Source organism: Sedimentibacter sp. zth1 (assembly GCF_017352195.1).
Classification (GTDB): domain Bacteria; phylum Bacillota; class Clostridia; order Tissierellales; family Sedimentibacteraceae; genus UBA1535.
Genome location: NZ_CP071445.1, coordinates 2,859,817 through 2,876,850 on the forward strand (window position 1 = coordinate 2,859,817; position 17,034 = coordinate 2,876,850).

Consider the following 17,034-nt stretch of genomic DNA (forward strand, 5'->3'; position numbering starts at 1 on the left):
ATTAGGAGGTAAGCTTATGAAAATTGGTATTATTGGTGCAGGTGTTATGGGAAGTGGTGTCGCAGAACGCTTTTCAAAATATGGACATGAGATTAAGATTGTAGACATTAATGAATCAACATTCGATAACTCGAGAACAATTATCAAAAATAGTGTTAGAATGACAAATATGTTTAGCAAAGGTCAGGAAAAAGTTGATTACAAAGCTTTGTTGGATAATATAACATATTCAACAGAATATGTTATATTATCTGATGTTGACATCGTAATTGAAAATGTTGTAGAGAAAGTTGATGTAAAAAAAGGTGTGTATGAAAAGTTAGAAAAGGTTTGTAAAGAGGAGTGTATCTATCTTGTTAACACATCATGTATTTCAATAACAAAGATTGGTAGCTTTACAAATAGAGCGGATAGAGTAATTGGTACTCATTTTATGAATCCAGTTCCTATGAAAAAAGCGTGTGAGGTTATTTTAGGACATTATACCTCTGAAAAAACTATAGACCATCTTAAAGAAGTTTTGAAAAATGTTGATATTAAACCTATTATTGTAAATGATTATCCTGGATTTGTTTCAAACAGAATATCTCATTTGTTAATGAACGAAGCTGCATGTGTTGTGCAAGATAATGTGGCAACACCAGAAAATGTTGATGCAATCTTTAAGTTATGTTTTGGGCATAAAATGGGGCCTTTAGAAACAGCTGATTTAATTGGTATTGATACAGTTGTTGATTCCTTAGATGTTTTGTATGAAAATTATCATGACCCTAAATTTAGAGTTGCACCAATATTAAGAAAAATGGTTGATGCAAAACTATTTGGTAGAAAAAGTGGGGAAGGTTTCTTCAAATATAAGTAAGTGAATATTAAAGTTGTTAATTTTAAGTATATAGTTAATACATAAAATAATATTAAAGGAGAATTATTATGGAAGTTAAAAGAAAAATTAGAATGTTTATGAAGAGATTTTTTAGAAATGAGGAATTTACTGATGATGATAATATTTTTGAAAATGCAGTAAATTCATTGTTTGCAATGCAATTAGTATTATTTATTGAGAACGAGTTTGATATTGAGGTCGATAACGATGAATTAGATTTGGAAAACTTTAGTTCTGTTAATGCTATTGTAAAGTATGTTGAATCAAAAGTTGTTGATTTGAAGGAGGAAAGTGTGATTTAGTTTCTATCTATATCATACATGAAAAATATGAGAAGTAAAATAAAATGTGTTGTATGGGATCTTGATAATACTTTGTGGGAAGGTATTTTATCTGAAGATAGTAATGTACACTTAAGGCAAAATGTTTTTGATATTATTACTGAATTTGATAATAGGGGAATTCTTCAGTCAATATGCAGTAAAAATGATTATGACCAGTCAATGGATAAATTAAAGGAGTTGAAAATTGACCATTTCTTTGTATATCCTCAGATTTCGTGGAATCCAAAATCAGACGGAATTAAAAATATTAGGGAACTAATAAATATTGGTATAGACACATTTGCATTTATAGATGATCAGGAATTTGAAAGAGAAGAAGTTAATTATAAATTACCTGAGGTTATGTGTATAGATGCAACACAAATTAATGATATTTTATTAAATGAATATTTTAATCCTACTCATCTTACAAATGATTCAAAGAATAGAAGACTTTTATATCAAAATGATATTGTAAGAAACAATATTAAAGAAGAGTTTAAGGGAACAGAAGAAGATTTTTTAAGAATGCTTGATATGAAATTCACTGTTAGCAAGGTTAAACAGGATGATTTGGCAAGAGCTGAAGAATTAACTATAAGAACACATCAGCTTAATGCAACAGGTGTTACATATTCATATGATGAACTAGATAGATACAGTAAAGATGATAATTATCTTGTATTAATCGCACGGCTTGAAGATAAGTATGGTGATTATGGGGCAATTGGTTTAGCCTTGGTAGAAAAAGAAGAAACAAAGTGGACTTTAAAGCTATTATTAATGTCCTGTCGAGTTATGTCAAGGGGTGTGGGCTCTGTTTTGTTAAATTATGTTGCTAATAAAGCAAAGGAGGCTGGTGTTGATTTGTATGCAGAATTCATTCCAACAGATAGGAATAGAGTAATGTTTATTACATATAAATTTTCTGGCTTTCGTAAAGAGTATGAGAAAGATGGAATTGATGTTTTAAAGCTTAATATGGATAAAATAAGTGAAATTGTTGACTATATAAAATTATATGAAGGGGACTTGAAAAATGTATAAGTTATCATTTGTTTTTCCAGGACAAGGCTCACAATATGTAGGTATGGGAAAAGGAATTTTTGAGGAATATAAAATAGTTCAAGAAACCTTTGAGGAAGCTTCAGATGTTTCTTCTATTGATGTGAAGAAGTATTGCTTTGAAGGCTCACTTGCACAATTATCACGTACAAAAAATGCACATATTTGCATACTAACCTGTGGAATAGCAGCTTTTAGAGTATTTACGCAGGAAATTGGATATGCACCACAATTTATGGCTGGGCATAGTCTTGGTGAGTACTTAGCATTAACAGCTGCTGGAGTATGGAGTTTTGAAGATGCAATTAAAATTGTTGGGTTAAGAGCTGATTTGACGAAATTAGCTGTCAAGGAAACTAATGGTGGTATGACTATTATTGAAAATATTTTAACTGAAAAAGTTGAGGATATTGTTAAAACAATGAGAGATAAGGGCAAAAAAATATATATTTCAAGTTATTCAACTATGGACCAGACAGCTATTTCAGGAAATGTTGATGATATAATGTTATGTGAAGATGAGCTTTTTAAGGCTGGCGGACAATTAACTCCACTTGTAGGTAGTGCACCTTATCATTCACCACTTATGCAACCGTATGCAGAAGAGCTAAAAAAAGAGATTGAAAAAATTGAATTACATGATTTTAGATATCCAGTAATATCAAATGTTACAGGAAAGCCTTACAAGGATATTAGTGATGTTTCAGAGGGACTTGCTAAGCATTTGACGCATCCTGTTTTATGGAGGCAGACAGTTGATTATTTAGATAATAAGGGAGTTGATTTAGTAGTAGAAATGGGCCCTAAAAATCTTGTAACAAATATTATAAGAAATCATAGTGAAGATATAAAGGCTGTTTGTCTTGGTAATAAATATGAAAGAAATGAATTGTTTGAGCTATATAAAAATAATGAAATGTATAGTAAGCATATTCCAACTATTATAACAAAATGTATGGTTGCAGCAGTATCGACTCCTAATCAGAATTGGGATAACGATGAGTACGAGAAAGGTGTAGTTGTTCCATATAAAAAAATACAAGAAATTCAGCAGCAATATGAGGATAGTAAAATAGAACTAACATATGAAGTGAAACAAGAAATACTTAATTTATTAAAGAGAATATTTGAAACTAAGTTTCTTCCCCAAAAGGAGCAGGATGAATGGATTAGTCAGATTTTAGAAGAAACGGGTAATAACTATTCTTTTAAAGATTTTGTGGCTCAATAAATTTAAGTAAAAGAAGAGTGTATTTATCAACTGAAAAATGGTTCGAAAAAATTTAATTAATTGCCTGGACACTCCCAAGAATTTTGTGTAAATATAAATTCTTCACAAACAAGCAAATAAAATATTTTGATAGTTTTGCATGACAAAACACAGTATAGTATTTGTCCTTGTTAACAATTAAAACCGGAGATGAAATTGGTATGCGTTCCGAAGGAATGCCGGTTTCACCTTCGGGGATCATAACAAAAGGGCAAATCCTTATGCAGTTTGCTCTGAAAACATGATGTTTAACTGGTTTAATACAACATCCCAATTGTTTTCCCAACTTTTTACGTAAGATGGATAAGCCTTGCCCCATGTTTCTTTGAAATTAACAAGATTATTAAGTGTTTCATCTTCGGTAACAGCTTGATAAACAAGCTTTAGATCAGCCATTAGTGCCTTGATATCCTTGTAACTTACATAGCGTGTCGAGTAACAGATTTGATGAATTATGCAACGTTGAATTGTGCTTTTGGATAAGCTGTGTTTATAGCTTTCTTAAAGCCTTTTAAACCATCAATACAGAACAGGTAAACCTTCTTCAAGCCCCTTCATTTCCAGAAGTTTAGCTTCAAAACCCGAAACCAATATATTTTATCGGCATTTCATCCATATAAAAAATGTCGCAAATTCGGTAAGCGTCAAAGCAAGCACACCTTTTAAGCAATAAATAAAGAGAAAATATTTATGAGTTCTATACACAAAAACAAAGTATTAGAAATAGTGAAAGAAATAAGAGAAGAGTTAGAATTTTATGTTATTGCCTATTGTATTATGGATAACCATATGCATTTGTTAATCAAAATTGATGAAGAAAAATTGGGAACATTAATGAAAAAAATTAATGTAAAGTATGCTATGTATTATAATAAAGTTGAAAAAAGATATGGACATGTATTTCAAGATGGATTTAAAAGTGAAGCAGTGGAGGACGTTAATTATTTAATAGGTGTTTTGAGATATATACATAATAACCCTGTTAAAGCAGGCATAGTAAAAAATATAGAAGAATATAAGTGGAACAGTGTAAGTGAGTATATAAAAAAGGAAGAGTTAGCTGAAATATTATTAAAATTAGATATAATTTCTTACAGAGATATAGCAAATATATGTAATTTATCTTATTATAAAGTTGCTGACATAGGGAAAGGAATAAAAAGTGATTGTATCAATTAGAAAGAACCGTCCCTTAAGAATCTAGTAAATAATATATTTATGATATAAATATATTTATAAAAATATTAAAAATAAGGTAGGTAATTATGTTGAAAGAATTTAATCCTTTTTATAATGATTTGCAAGATTTAGAAAATTGGTTAAATTCCTATGCTCAAAAAGGATATAGGATTGTGAATGTTAATAAGTCGAACTATGAATTGTGTGAATGTCCATCAGCTGAATATAGCTACTATGTAGGACTGGTAAAGAGTAGTGAATTTGATAACCTAAAAGAAAAATATGAATCTGAGTTAATAAAAGCCTTTAAAACAAATTTATTTATTAAAAGTACAACTTCTAAGAAAAAAATTTCATTAGATATTAGAGGTCAGCTATGGACATCGCCTGAAGTACTAAATAATTGGGAAATTGTAATTTTAGAGACTAAAAACAATACGCAAATTAACAATGAAAATTTAATAAAAGATTTAAAAGAATATAAAAGTTTAGTAAGTAAAGCTATAATCAAATTTAAAATATTATTATCGATTATTTTATTTTCAAGTATTGTGTTATTTACGATTTGTTCGTTTATTTTACAACAAAAGATAATATTTATACTAATTGATATTATTATGATAATATTAACAATATATGTATTTGTTTATTGTAATAGGATTAAAGCAAACGTAGAACTTTAGGGGACGGTTCTTTTTGCTTGACAGATAAACAAAAGGAATAAATAAAGAGAAAATATTTCAGAAAGAAATATATAAAAACAAAGTAATAGAATAATCAAAAATATAAAAGGAGAAATGGGCATGTGCTTTAAGACAGATGTAGAAGCGAAGCAGTAGAAGATGATACTTATATGCTAGGTGTGCTGATATATATACATAATAATCCCATGAAAGCAAAAAGTGAAATATTGGATTTATTTAAAAATAAAAAAGATTTTAAAAAATTTCATAATAGTAGTGACGATAATATATATATTGATACAAAAGAAGAAAAGCAAGATAATATTGAAAATATAGTAAATAATACAATTGAAAATTTTGCAAATGAAAATCAAATTACAGATCAAGTTCAATTTTCACAGATAAAAAAAAGAAGAATTAGTAGCAAGACTTTTAGAATTAAATGCTATAACATACAGCGATATAGCAGACTTATGTAATTTAAGTATATATAGAGTATTTGAAATAAAGAAACAAAAAGATGAATAAAGTCGAATTTCAGACAAAAATAACCGTCCCAAAAATAGTAATTCTACAAATACATCATCTGTCTGACTGTCATCCAATGGTCAGGAGATATTTAATTTCATGGCTTTGTTAATGACACGATTGATAGTTTCTTGAAAATGCTGATCCATGGAGTTGAAATTTTTTTACAAAAATGTTGAGAAATATTTGGAAATATGTTGACAAATGTAAAAATATGTAGTATAAAGAATATAGACCGGCGGTCGAGAGAAGAAAAAAATGATTAAAGTATTTTTGATCTTCTATAGAGAAAGAGGTAAGACGTATGAAGGTTAGTAAGGAATTTAATGAAAGAAGAAGCGAGATAATTGATGTTGCACGAAGATTATTTTTAACTAAAGGTTATGACAAATGTACGGTAAATGACATTCTTGATGCCGTAGGAATAGCAAAGGGAACATTTTATTATTATTTTAAGTCCAAGGAAGAAGTGCTTGATGCAATCATTGGCAGGGTTACTGAAACAGTTGTTGAAAGGGCTGTGGAGGCTGCATCTAATCCAGAACTTTCACCTGTAATCAAGATGCTTAATATAATGCTTTCCATGAGAGTTGAAAGCCAAGTAGATGATGATCTTATGGAAGAACTTCACAAACCACAAAATGCACTAATGCATCAAAAATCCTTAAGCTTAATGGTAACAAGAGTTGCTCCAATACTTACCAAAGTTGTGGATGATGGAATCAGTCAGGGAATATTTAAATCGGATTTTCCTATGCAGTACATGCAGATTTTCTTAACATCATCAATCACACTTTTAGATGATGGAATATTTCAGGTTAAGCCGGAAGAACAGCAGATGACTTTAAGAGCACTGATAGCATTACTTGAAAAAATGCTTGGAGTTGCAGATGATTCTTTCTGGAATGTGGCAAAGCAGTATTGGGGATAATATTTTAGGTTAAGAACACATTTGATTAAAAAGTAGTCAGAGGCAGTTAAGAAACAATAATAATGATAGGAGAGTATGACTATGAAAAAATTTATGACAATATGGGCAGGAGAATTAATATCAAATATTGGAAGTGGAATGACAGCTTTTGCCTTATTGGTATACGTTTATCAGCTCACAGGTAGTGTTACCTGGGTATCAATTGTTACACTACTTGCATATCTTCCAACAATTCTTCTAAATCCAATTGGTGGAATCCTCGCAGACAGATTTGATAGACGGTTTATGATGATTTGTGGTGACCTTTTATCCGCACTTGGCTTATTATACATACTTATAAGCATTCAGACGGGTCACATAGGCATTGTTCCAATAGTTATTGGTGTAACAATTAATTCAGTATTTGTTTCGATGCTTGATCCTTCTTATAGGGCAACAGTAACAGACTTACTTACTGAAGAAGAGTATGCTAAGGCAAGCGGACTTGTGCAGATGGCATGTAATGCTAAATATCTTATATCACCAGCCATTGCAGGAGTTATTCTTGGATTTTCAGATATAAGAGTGATTCTTATAATAGACATTTCAACGTTTTTTGTAACAGTTTTCGCAGTTGCTTCAGTTAGAAGAAATATTCAAAAGGTTAAACCAAGACAGGGCAAATTCAATTTCTTCAAGGAATTCAAGGAAGGCATGCAGTATATTGTTAAGGATAAGGGAGTTACGGATCTTGTAATTTTAATGGCTTTCATGTGCTTTTTTATTGGATGTGTTCAGACATTAATGATTCCCATGGTATTACCAATTGGTAGCGTAAAAACAGTAGGCTTTGTGGAATCCATAAGTGCAATTGGAATGGTTATTGGTAGTGTAGTAATCAGTATTAATGGTATTAAGAAACAATATTCTAAAATCCTTGTGGTGGGTTTAATTGTTTGTGGATGCTTTATGGCATTAATTGGAACAAGCACTAACATGTCATTCATAGTAATAACATGCATATTATTCTTTACATCGCTTCCCTTTGTTAACACATGTGCTGACGTGCTTGTAAGAGTAAGTATCCCTAATGAAGTACAGGGAAGAGTTTGGGGACTTATTAGTCTTCTCACTCAGATTGGATGTGTTATAGCATATGCAACATGTGGAATATTTGCAGATAATGTATTTGAACCAATGATGCAGGGAAAGGGTGTTCTCGCTGACAGCATTGGAAAAGTAATTGGAACAGGTGAAGGTAGGGGAATCGGGCTGATGCTTATCATTGCAGGAGTATTGATGGTAGTAGTTGCATTGGTTCTTGGCAATAAAAAGAGTATAAGAGAAATCGAGGTGATTAATTGTGAACATGAATATAAAAATGTTAAAGAATGATTTTAAAAGAAATCGTGCTGGTAATGTATCATTGCTTTTGTTTATGACACTTGCAGCATGTCTTGTGGTGGTAGCAACTATAGTTGTAACACAACTTATAACTTCTATGATTGGAATGTATAATACAGCAAAGCCACCACATTTTCTTCAGATGCATAAGGGAGAGGTGAATTTGAAGGCAATTGATGAATTTAATTCATCCTATGATGGTGTTACAGCCTGGCAGACCCTTGCAATGGTAGATGTTTACGGAGATGACATTAAGGTTTATGGGGATGATGAATTTAGTTTATCAGACTGCAGACTGGATATAAGTCTTGTTAAGCAGAATAAAGAGTATGATCTTTTGCTTGATGAAAACAGAAATGTAATAAATGTTAATAAAGGTGAAATTGGTATTCCTGTAATTCTTTTGGATTCCTATAACATAAACCTTGGAGATACAATTGTGTTAACAAGTAACAGTATAACCAAGGAATTTAAAGTAACAGCTTTTGTGCATGATGCACAGATGAATTCCACACTTTGTTCTTCAACAAGAATGCTTATAAGCGATAGGGATTTTGAAGAACTTTTTGGAAATGTAGGAGAAAATGAATATCTTATCGAAGTATATTTTACGGATTCATCTATGGCTTCAGATTTCAAGTCAGCTTATGAAAAAGCAGGTCTTCCACAGGATGGACAGGCAGTTACTTATACAGTTATATTTCTTTTAAGTGCTTTTAGAGATATTGCTATGGCAATGGTTTTAATTTTTGTAAGTATGTTACTTGTTATTGTTGCCCTAATGTGCATTAAGTACACTGTGATGGCTGCCTTGGAAGAAGAAATTGGTGAAATCGGTACCATGAAAGCCATAGGAATGTCTTATAAAGATATAAGAAATCTGTATCTTGTAAAGTATAAAATGATGGTGACAGCAGGAATAGTCATAGGTTATGTGCTTGCTCTTATCATGTCAAACGTGTTTACTGGACATGTAAGTAGCACATTTGGTAAACAGCCAGTTTCAATTCTTACTATTGGTCTTCCTGTTGCAGTATGTGCGCTTGTGTATTTTATAACTAACCATTACTGTAAAAAGATTCTTAAGAAACTTAAGAAAGTAACTGTTGTTGATGCATTGGTAAGGGAAAAAGGTTTTGGTAAAAAGCAACGTGTTAAGGACGGACTTCATAAGTCAAAGACGATGTCAGTTAATTTGCTTGTAAGCATAAGGGAGACACTTAATAATTTTGGTGGATTTGTTATAGTTTTTGTGGTAATGTTCATCGTCTCAGGGATAATAATTGTTCCTATAAACCTTTTAAATACTATGAAATCAAAGGATTTTATTTCCTATATGGGAAGTTCTATGGATGATATATTGATTGAGATTGATTCAGGGGAAAACCTCGAGAACAAGTACGAAGTCATTAAAGTGCTTCTAAATGAGGATGTTGATATTGAAAAATATAAGGAGTTCAGAAGAGTACGTGTTGAGACAATTAATTCTGAAGATGAATGGATGAATCTTCACGTTGACTGTGGAAATTATGCAGGAAAAGAACTTAAATATCTTGATGGAAAGGCACCTTTGATGGAAAATGAAATCGCACTTTCAAAACTTAACGCGGATGAGATGGGCAAAAACACAGGTGATATGATAATAATAAGATTTAACCACATGCAGAAGGAGTTCGTTATTTCTGGAATTTATCAGGATGTGACAAGTGGAGGATACACGGCAAAGGCTATATATAGCTTTGCAGGAGTAGATACACAAAAATATCAATTTACAATAAATATTACTGACGGAGTAGATGCGGCAGAAAAAGCTTCGCAGTGGAGTGACAAGATAGGAGGAGGTTATGACATAGAACCAATGGAGGAATTCATAAGCCAAACATTGGGCGGTGTTTCAAGACAGGTTGAAGTTGCTACAACTGCAGTAGTGGTGATAGGAATGTTGCTTGCAGCATTGATAGTAGTTTTATTTATGAAACTACGACTTGCCAAGGATGTTGCACAAATTGCAGCAATGAAGGCCATAGGTTTTACAAATTCTGATGTGAGAAAACAGTATCTTTACAAGATTGGAATGGTTTCAATTGCAGGGATATTTGCAGGAACACTTATTTCAAACATACTTGGTGAAAGCATTGTAAGCGTGACTTTCGGTATGATGGGACTTGGTATATCAAAAATAACATTTATTATAAATCCATGGATAGCATTTGTAATATTACCGTTGGTGATTTTTGTAGTGGTAGCAGGAATGATATGGATTAGTACTAAACAGATACGGGAATATAATATTATTTCATTGATTAATGAATAGGAGATGTAATTATGAAGACTATTTTACAGGCAAAAGGATTATGGAAGGAATTTGATGGAACAAAGATTTTAAAGGGAATCGACGTTACAGTTAACGAAGGAGAATTCGTGGCAATCATGGGACAGTCAGGTTCAGGAAAATCAACGCTTTTATATAACATAAGCGGCATGGACCGAGCAACCAATGGTGAAATAAGTTTTGATGGAGAAGACATTTCAAACATTGATGATGAGAAGATGAGTAACATACGACTTGAAAAGATGGGATTTATATTCCAACAGTCACATTTGCTTAAGACGCTATCAATACGTGACAATATTGTACTCCCAGGATTCAAGGCAAAGAGTGATAGCAGAGAAAATGTAAATGCATATGCAGAAGAACTAATGAAACGAACAGGAATTGATCATATTGCAGATCATGATATTAAGAAGGTTTCCGGGGGACAGCTTCAGCGTGCGGCAATATGCCGTGCATTAATAAACCATCCGGATATTATATTTGGTGATGAACTTACAGGAGCTCTTAATTCAGCTGCAACAAATGAAATTATGGATATCATTAATGAGGTTAATGCTGAAGGAACCACAGTAATGCTGGTTACACATGATGCAAAAGTTGCAACCAGGGCAGATCGTGTGATTTTTTTATCTGATGGAAATATTACTGATGAAATTTTTCTGGGGAAATATCAAGAAAAAAGCTTTTCTGAAAGAGAAAGTAAAATGACTCAATGGATTGGAAGTCAAGGATTTTAAGAGTACTTGTTTATAAAGAAGTATAGATTTTCAAAAATAATATTTATAAGTTTGTTGACTATACTTTCAAAATAAAATACAAGGATGTGTAACTTTTTAAGCTTCACATCCTTGTCACAAAAAAGTAAATTCTACAATAGATTTAAATATACTTGTATACATTATATTTGTTACTATAAAACATATTATAAAGAAAGTAGGATTTATGATATTATATAAAGTAATCTAATCCAACTTCTTCCACATCTTTATAATATCCTTTTTTTGTTCTGTTATTAAGAATTTCAGTTGCTTTTGCTAGAGTGATTTTAGGGAAACTTATTAAATCATAGAGCGAAGCTGTATTAAGATTTACCTTTAGTGGTATCATTTCTTCATTAAGCCAAAAATATTTAGGAATTTTTACATGTGTGTTTTCAATCCATATTTCCTTACCTATATTTTCATCTATAGCAATATCACCATTTTCTATCATTTTACATAAATTGTCAAAAGTTTTTTTGTATTCATTAATAGCTTCAATAAGTACTTGCATATTTCCTATCATTCCATTATATGCAGCCTTTTCATATATATCAGAAAGATCATTGGATATGGTTTTTCCTACTGTTGTAGATATGAATAATTTAAGTAGTTCTTGTTTATCTTGTGGAAAGCATTCACACCACATTTTTATAAATTCTATAAAAGGAATGGAGTTTTCATTTAGGCTATCTTTAATTTTATACCATATCCAGAAAGTTTTTAGAATAATGTTTTCAAAAGGGGTAAATAGTTCTTTTATGTTAGACCTATCGTTTATGTTTGAAATTAAAAAGTTGTTGTAGAAATCTTCTGATAGATAGTTGTTTTGTAAAATCTTATTTGTACTTATTCTATAAAAAAGAGTTGCTATAACTCCTTCACAGGATAACATTTCTTGTGCACTTTTAAGTTTTGTTTTATCAAAAATAGTTGAGGTGTGTTCGAGTATTATAGTATCTGATATATTCAATTTTAATTTATCAGTTGTTGGAAGTAATTTATTATGAATATATATATTATCGATAACACCATTTAGTCTTAATTCACAATCTGATTCACATTGCCATAGTCTGCATATATCTCTATCATAATTATACTTTAAATTATGTATTTCTTTATAATGTGTAATAAAATCATAGGTTAACCTTTCGAAATGGACTGCCCAACCTTCGTTAAAAGCCATAAAATAATCAGTTATTCCCATACTGAGATGTTGCTTTGATGAATTACTGGAAGGAAAGTTTTTTAATATATTTGCCATCATTACATGACCTAACTCATGGCTAAAAATTTCAAGACTACCATCATTCAATAATTCTTCATCAATAAATAAATCTACATAGTTTAAATGTGGATAATCAATAGACTTGGTTTCTTCTATTAAGTTAAGTCCACATTTTGCAAATCCACCTGCATTATTTGAGAGAAATAATACATTAGGACCAAAAGTATCTTTCATTAAGTTTCTTGTACATTGACTCAATTTAATAACTGATTGATGAAAAGGGAATTCTAACTCTGAAATTATTTTTTTATAAAGTGGAGAGGATTTGGATAATTTCTCGCCTATGTGAATATTGTCAATGGGGTCTTTACATTTTACGATGCATATTTTTTCATTTGGATTTGGAAAAATATAATCCATATTAATACCTCCTAAATTAGGAATTTGTTATAGATTTAGACACCTTATATTATTTATTTTTAATTAAATTAATCCTATCAGCATATTTAAGTCTTCTATTTAATGCTCCTATTGTAAGATATACATTTAACCCGTGATTGGTTGCAGTATATTTTCCATTTTCATTTTTACATATAAATTTATTTAATAGTAATTCCTTTAAGTGATGATGTAGATGTCCTCCAGCCATTTTTGTTAATTCAACTAATTCGCCGCTGCTGTACTCGTTTTTAGTTAAATGTCTTAATATACATATTCTTTGTTTAGAAGATAAAACATTACATAATGTTTCTATATCTTCATCCGATTCTTCTTCATCTAAAACGAATAGTGAAGTTAAATGATAATCTCCTTTTGTATTGTTGTTATGAAGTACTACTTGGAAGATGATGCTATCTTCCTCTTTGAAATTTGCTTTTAAGCTTTTAAGCTTTTCATTTACCTCCTTTACTGTGTTATTAAAGTTATCGGATAGAGGAAGGACTGTATCTTGGTGTTCAATAGTTTTTTTCTCAAAAACAGCATTTTCAAGTTTTTCAATTCTTTTTATTAAATTATTTATTTGATCCATTAATTAACCTCTTTATATTATAAATTTATATAATTATATAAATTTATAATATAAATGTAAACATAAAAATGCAGAGATATTGTATTGTAATCTTTTCTAAGATTTTAGTATTTGTTAGTGAAACTTATAAGTACTTATTATTGAAATATTTTTATAAAATGATATAATATACAATGTATCTAATATATGGAATACAATAAAGTGAATTTTAGGTTGAGTATGGTGTAGCTATAGGTTGTATTTACGATTATATGGATGAGGTATATAGCTATATTTGATAACCTTTTTCTTTTTAATTTATTGTGTTCGCTATTTTTAAAAAAGGGGGAATAGTATGAATTTATTAATTAGCGCTATTACACAAATTATTTTCTTGTTAATTATACCGTTTGTTTGGTGGGCAATAACTGATAGGAAACAATCAAGCTTTTTTAATTGGATAGGTTTAAAAAAAATTAGAATTAAGAGTAAGCGAAAGTATATAATTTCATTTTCACTTATGATATTACTTTCACTAATTCCGGTATTTATTGTTTTCCCATTATTTGTTAATGCCAATGCTACTGATATAGCAACTTCACAGTTTGAGGGACAGGGTGTGCATGCGTTAATTCCTGCGTTAATTTGGTCATTTTTGCAGACAGGATTATCAGAGGAACTATTCTTTAGAGGTTTTTTGACGAAAAGACTTATAAATAAATTTGGATTTCAAATTGGTAATGGAATTCAAGGTTTATTGTTTGGATTAATGCATGGAATCTTTTTTATTGAAATAGTTGGAGTAGTGGAAACAATAATAATTATCTTATTAACTGGTATATCAGGATGGCTGATGGGATGGATAAATGAAAAGCAATCAAATGGTTCTATTATATCAAGTTGGATATTACATGGTTGTGGTAATATCATTGCTTCTATTGCAGTAATGTTTAATCTTATCTAGCTATTGTATAAAACAAGTTAAATATCAAATTGAATATAAAATGGGGTGAGAAGTACTATGAAAAACAATATTTCTAAGTATGATAGAAAACTAAAAATTGTACGCTGGATTGCTCGTGTAATAGGTTCGTTATCAACAGCATTTTTTCTTTTTATGATTATTGGAGATCTAATGTTTATTTCTGAACCTTATACATTAGAAGGAGTAATGGTAGTAGGTTTTGCAATTGTATTGACGGTGGGTGTTTTAATTGCCTGGTGGAAAGAAGGTATAGGAGGAGTTATTTTAACAATTAGTGCTATAGCATTTGCAATGTTTATTTACTTTACTGCAGGAAGATACAAGGTCTTAGCATCGGTGTTAATAAGTTCACCTTTTTTGATATCTGGGGTGTTATTTCTGATAACTAGACATAAAAAATAAGGTGACGGTATGGACAATACAGACAAAACAAATCGTAATAAAATTTTTAATATTTTCAATTTTCATCCCTTTTAAATTTAATAAATTATTGGTAGAATTAGATAGCACTTATATCAAAACTCCTTTCTGTTTGGTTTAGTCAACTAACATTATAGCAGTTTTGAATCATAAGTGCCTTTTTTTATATACTAGGAAAGTTCTACTTCTAGTATATAAAAAACGAGGATTGCAAAGGACGGGACGTCCTTGTCTTTAAGAGGGGTGCTCAATAAAAATGCTTATGAAGTAGGCATTTTTACGGCGAAGAGGGACATAGGTCCCCATAGCGGAGTTGCGTAGCAACTTTTTTAATAAATACAATAAATAGTTATTGACATATGTCAAAAACCTTGTATAATGAAATTATAAATAACATATGTCAAAAACTATTGGGAGGTGATATATATGCCAAGAGGTGATGGAACCGGTCCTGCAGGTACAGGCAGAGGTAGCGGTTTAAGCCGAAAAAGTGCAACTGGGACTGGAAGAGGAAGAATGGGAGGTCCTGTAAGTGCAGGTCCCCAAGGATATTGTGTGTGTCCAAACTGTGGTGAAAAAGTAAAACACCTACGCGCGGAGCCTTGTACAAGTTTGAAGTGCCCGAAATGTGGTGCGTTAATGGTTAGAAAGTGATTAAAGATAAGGAGAATATTATTATGCCAAGAAGAGATGGAACGGGTCCTATGGGACAAGGAGCAATAACAGGAAGAGGTTTAGGATTTTGTACTGGAGTTAATGTTGGTAGATACGGTGTAAGAGGTTTTGGTCGTGGATATAAACGAGGAATAGGGCTTGGTATGGGATTAGGGCTTGGTATGGGATTAGGCATTGGATGCAGAAGAGGTTTTGGAAGATATTTTAGAGGTCAATTCTCCGGCTCGACTGACAAAGAAATACTGTCAGAACATAAAGAACTGCTTCAAAATAGACTGAATATAATCAGTGAACAGCTAGACAACCTGTCAGAGGATGATAAATAATAGGGGATTATCCCCTATTATTTTCATTATGCAAGAATTTATTAAGAGGTTGACATTCTGAAACTGGTTGGTATAAACTAATTTATTATATGTTGAAGCAATTTCTGCCTTGAGCGAAACGAAAGGAAAGGTTATAATTATGTACAAAAATGATACGGTTTTTTATCCACAAGATGAAATGACCACTTTTTTATTACCGGTAACATTAGGATGTCCATATAACAAATGCGCATTTTGTTCTATGTATAAAGACTATAAATACGGTGAGGTTCCATTTTCGGATATAGAAATGCAATTACTAAATGGATATATCTATACTGAAAAAGTATTTTTGATAGGTGCAGATCCTATGTCAATAGGATTTGACAAAATGAAGCGATTATTAGATATGATACACCAGCATTTGCCGTATTGTGCGTGCGTGGCTTCATATGCGTCCATTAAGAGCATTGCCAAATATTCGGTTGAGAAACTATCCATTCTTCATGATGCGGGGCTTAGATTGCTTTATATCGGTTTTGAAACAGGTAGAGATGATATTCTAAAATTGATGAATAAAGGTCATACAGTAAATGAAGCAATTAAACAAGCAAAGAAACTTAATGAAGCAAAACTACCATTTAATTCTATTATTATGTATGGAATAGCTGGTGAAGGCGAATCTGTAAATAACGCAGTTGCAACTGCTAAAATGATTAATCATTTTATAACAAATAAAGTTATTACCATGAACCTAACAGTCTTTCACGGAACGGAGCTAAATAGCATGGTAAAAAGAGGTGATTTTATTTCTCCAAATCAAAAAGAACGATTAGTAGAAATAAGAACACTTTTAGAAAATCTCAAACCTAAGCAACCAATGATATTTGATACAACACATCCAACAAATATAATTAAGATAAAAGGTACATTGTCACAAGATAAAGAAAGATTAATAGATGAAGTAACAAATTATATAAAAGTTTTGTAATAAATGATAAAAAGCTTGGCATAAATTTATGCTGAGCTTTTTTTGTGGCTCTTTGTCAATAGTTGACAAACTTCTACAAAAAT

General features: G+C 31.0%; 18 protein-coding genes. 15 read left to right on the plus strand and 3 right to left on the minus strand.

The window, feature by feature from the left end:
* Positions 1-16: 16 nt before the first annotated feature.
* The 4 genes from JYG23_RS13480 to JYG23_RS13495 all read left to right on the plus strand — a co-directional run bounded on the left by JYG23_RS13480 (position 17) and on the right by JYG23_RS13495 (position 3,502).
* On the plus strand, positions 17-862 hold the full coding sequence (locus JYG23_RS13480; RefSeq protein ID WP_207236196.1) for a 3-hydroxyacyl-CoA dehydrogenase family protein: 846 nt from the start codon (positions 17-19) through the stop codon (positions 860-862).
* 68 nt (positions 863-930) lie between these two features.
* On the plus strand, positions 931-1,185 hold the full coding sequence (locus tag JYG23_RS13485; RefSeq protein ID WP_207236197.1) for an acyl carrier protein: 255 nt from the start codon (positions 931-933) through the stop codon (positions 1,183-1,185).
* A gap of 18 nt (positions 1,186-1,203) precedes the next feature.
* Positions 1,204-2,253, plus strand: coding sequence for an HAD family hydrolase (locus tag JYG23_RS13490; RefSeq protein ID WP_207236198.1), 1,050 nt, complete (start codon positions 1,204-1,206; stop codon positions 2,251-2,253).
* The gene (locus tag JYG23_RS13495) at positions 2,246-3,502 is read left to right on the plus strand and encodes an ACP S-malonyltransferase (RefSeq protein ID WP_207236199.1); all 1,257 of its coding nucleotides are present in this window, start codon (positions 2,246-2,248) and stop codon (positions 3,500-3,502) included. The genes JYG23_RS13490 and JYG23_RS13495 overlap by 8 nt, the downstream gene beginning before the upstream one ends.
* A 258-nt stretch (positions 3,503-3,760) precedes the next feature.
* On the opposite strand, the gene JYG23_RS13500 is transcribed toward JYG23_RS13495, so the two are convergent.
* Entirely contained in the window at positions 3,761-4,009 is a 249-nt protein-coding gene (locus tag JYG23_RS13500; protein ID WP_207238038.1) for a transposase, read from the minus strand.
* A 222-nt stretch (positions 4,010-4,231) separates the two neighbouring features.
* Between JYG23_RS13500 and JYG23_RS13505 the strand changes: the two genes are divergently transcribed.
* From JYG23_RS13505 to JYG23_RS13535, 7 genes are all read left to right on the plus strand, one after another.
* The gene (locus JYG23_RS13505) at positions 4,232-4,720 is read left to right on the plus strand and encodes a transposase (protein ID WP_207236200.1); all 489 of its coding nucleotides are present in this window, start codon (positions 4,232-4,234) and stop codon (positions 4,718-4,720) included.
* 86 nt (positions 4,721-4,806) lie between these two features.
* Positions 4,807-5,403: a DUF2812 domain-containing protein gene (locus JYG23_RS13510; protein ID WP_207236201.1), complete on the plus strand. Its 597-nt coding sequence runs from the start codon at positions 4,807-4,809 to the stop codon at positions 5,401-5,403.
* Between the two features lie 206 nt (positions 5,404-5,609).
* Positions 5,610-5,882, plus strand: a complete 273-nt coding sequence (locus JYG23_RS13515; RefSeq protein ID WP_207236202.1) for a hypothetical protein — start codon at positions 5,610-5,612, stop codon at positions 5,880-5,882.
* A gap of 353 nt (positions 5,883-6,235) precedes the next feature.
* Positions 6,236-6,862: a TetR/AcrR family transcriptional regulator gene (locus JYG23_RS13520; protein WP_207236203.1), complete on the plus strand. Its 627-nt coding sequence runs from the start codon at positions 6,236-6,238 to the stop codon at positions 6,860-6,862.
* A gap of 81 nt (positions 6,863-6,943) precedes the next feature.
* Positions 6,944-8,236, plus strand: coding sequence for an MFS transporter (locus JYG23_RS13525; RefSeq protein WP_207236204.1), 1,293 nt, complete (start codon positions 6,944-6,946; stop codon positions 8,234-8,236).
* A complete protein-coding gene (locus tag JYG23_RS13530) occupies positions 8,211-10,559 on the plus strand; it encodes an ABC transporter permease (protein ID WP_207238039.1) in 2,349 nt (782 codons plus the stop codon). The genes JYG23_RS13525 and JYG23_RS13530 overlap by 26 nt, the downstream gene beginning before the upstream one ends.
* 11 nt (positions 10,560-10,570) lie before the next feature.
* Entirely contained in the window at positions 10,571-11,317 is a 747-nt protein-coding gene (locus JYG23_RS13535) for an ABC transporter ATP-binding protein (RefSeq protein WP_207236205.1), read from the plus strand.
* 211 nt (positions 11,318-11,528) lie between these two features.
* Here JYG23_RS13535 and JYG23_RS13540 read toward each other — a convergent pair whose 3' ends face one another.
* Entirely contained in the window at positions 11,529-12,986 is a 1,458-nt protein-coding gene (locus JYG23_RS13540) for a helix-hairpin-helix domain-containing protein (RefSeq protein ID WP_207236206.1), read from the minus strand.
* Between the two features lie 49 nt (positions 12,987-13,035).
* On the minus strand, positions 13,036-13,596 hold the full coding sequence (locus tag JYG23_RS13545; protein ID WP_207236207.1) for an ArsR family transcriptional regulator: 561 nt from the start codon (positions 13,594-13,596) through the stop codon (positions 13,036-13,038).
* Between the two features lie 334 nt (positions 13,597-13,930).
* On the opposite strand from JYG23_RS13545, the gene JYG23_RS13550 reads away from it, so the two are divergent.
* The 4 genes from JYG23_RS13550 (at position 13,931) to JYG23_RS13565 (ending at position 16,951) form a co-directional block, all read left to right on the plus strand.
* On the plus strand, positions 13,931-14,539 hold the full coding sequence (locus JYG23_RS13550; protein WP_207236208.1) for a CPBP family intramembrane glutamic endopeptidase: 609 nt from the start codon (positions 13,931-13,933) through the stop codon (positions 14,537-14,539).
* A 57-nt stretch (positions 14,540-14,596) separates the two neighbouring features.
* The gene (locus JYG23_RS13555; protein ID WP_207236209.1) at positions 14,597-14,962 is read left to right on the plus strand and encodes a hypothetical protein; all 366 of its coding nucleotides are present in this window, start codon (positions 14,597-14,599) and stop codon (positions 14,960-14,962) included.
* Between the two features lie 695 nt (positions 14,963-15,657).
* Positions 15,658-15,981, plus strand: coding sequence for a DUF5320 domain-containing protein (locus tag JYG23_RS13560; RefSeq protein WP_207236210.1), 324 nt, complete (start codon positions 15,658-15,660; stop codon positions 15,979-15,981).
* Positions 15,982-16,120: 139 nt separating this feature from the next.
* Positions 16,121-16,951 (plus strand): radical SAM protein, encoded by an 831-nt coding sequence (locus JYG23_RS13565; protein ID WP_207236211.1) that lies wholly within the window; start codon positions 16,121-16,123, stop codon positions 16,949-16,951.
* Positions 16,952-17,034 lie beyond the last annotated feature (83 nt).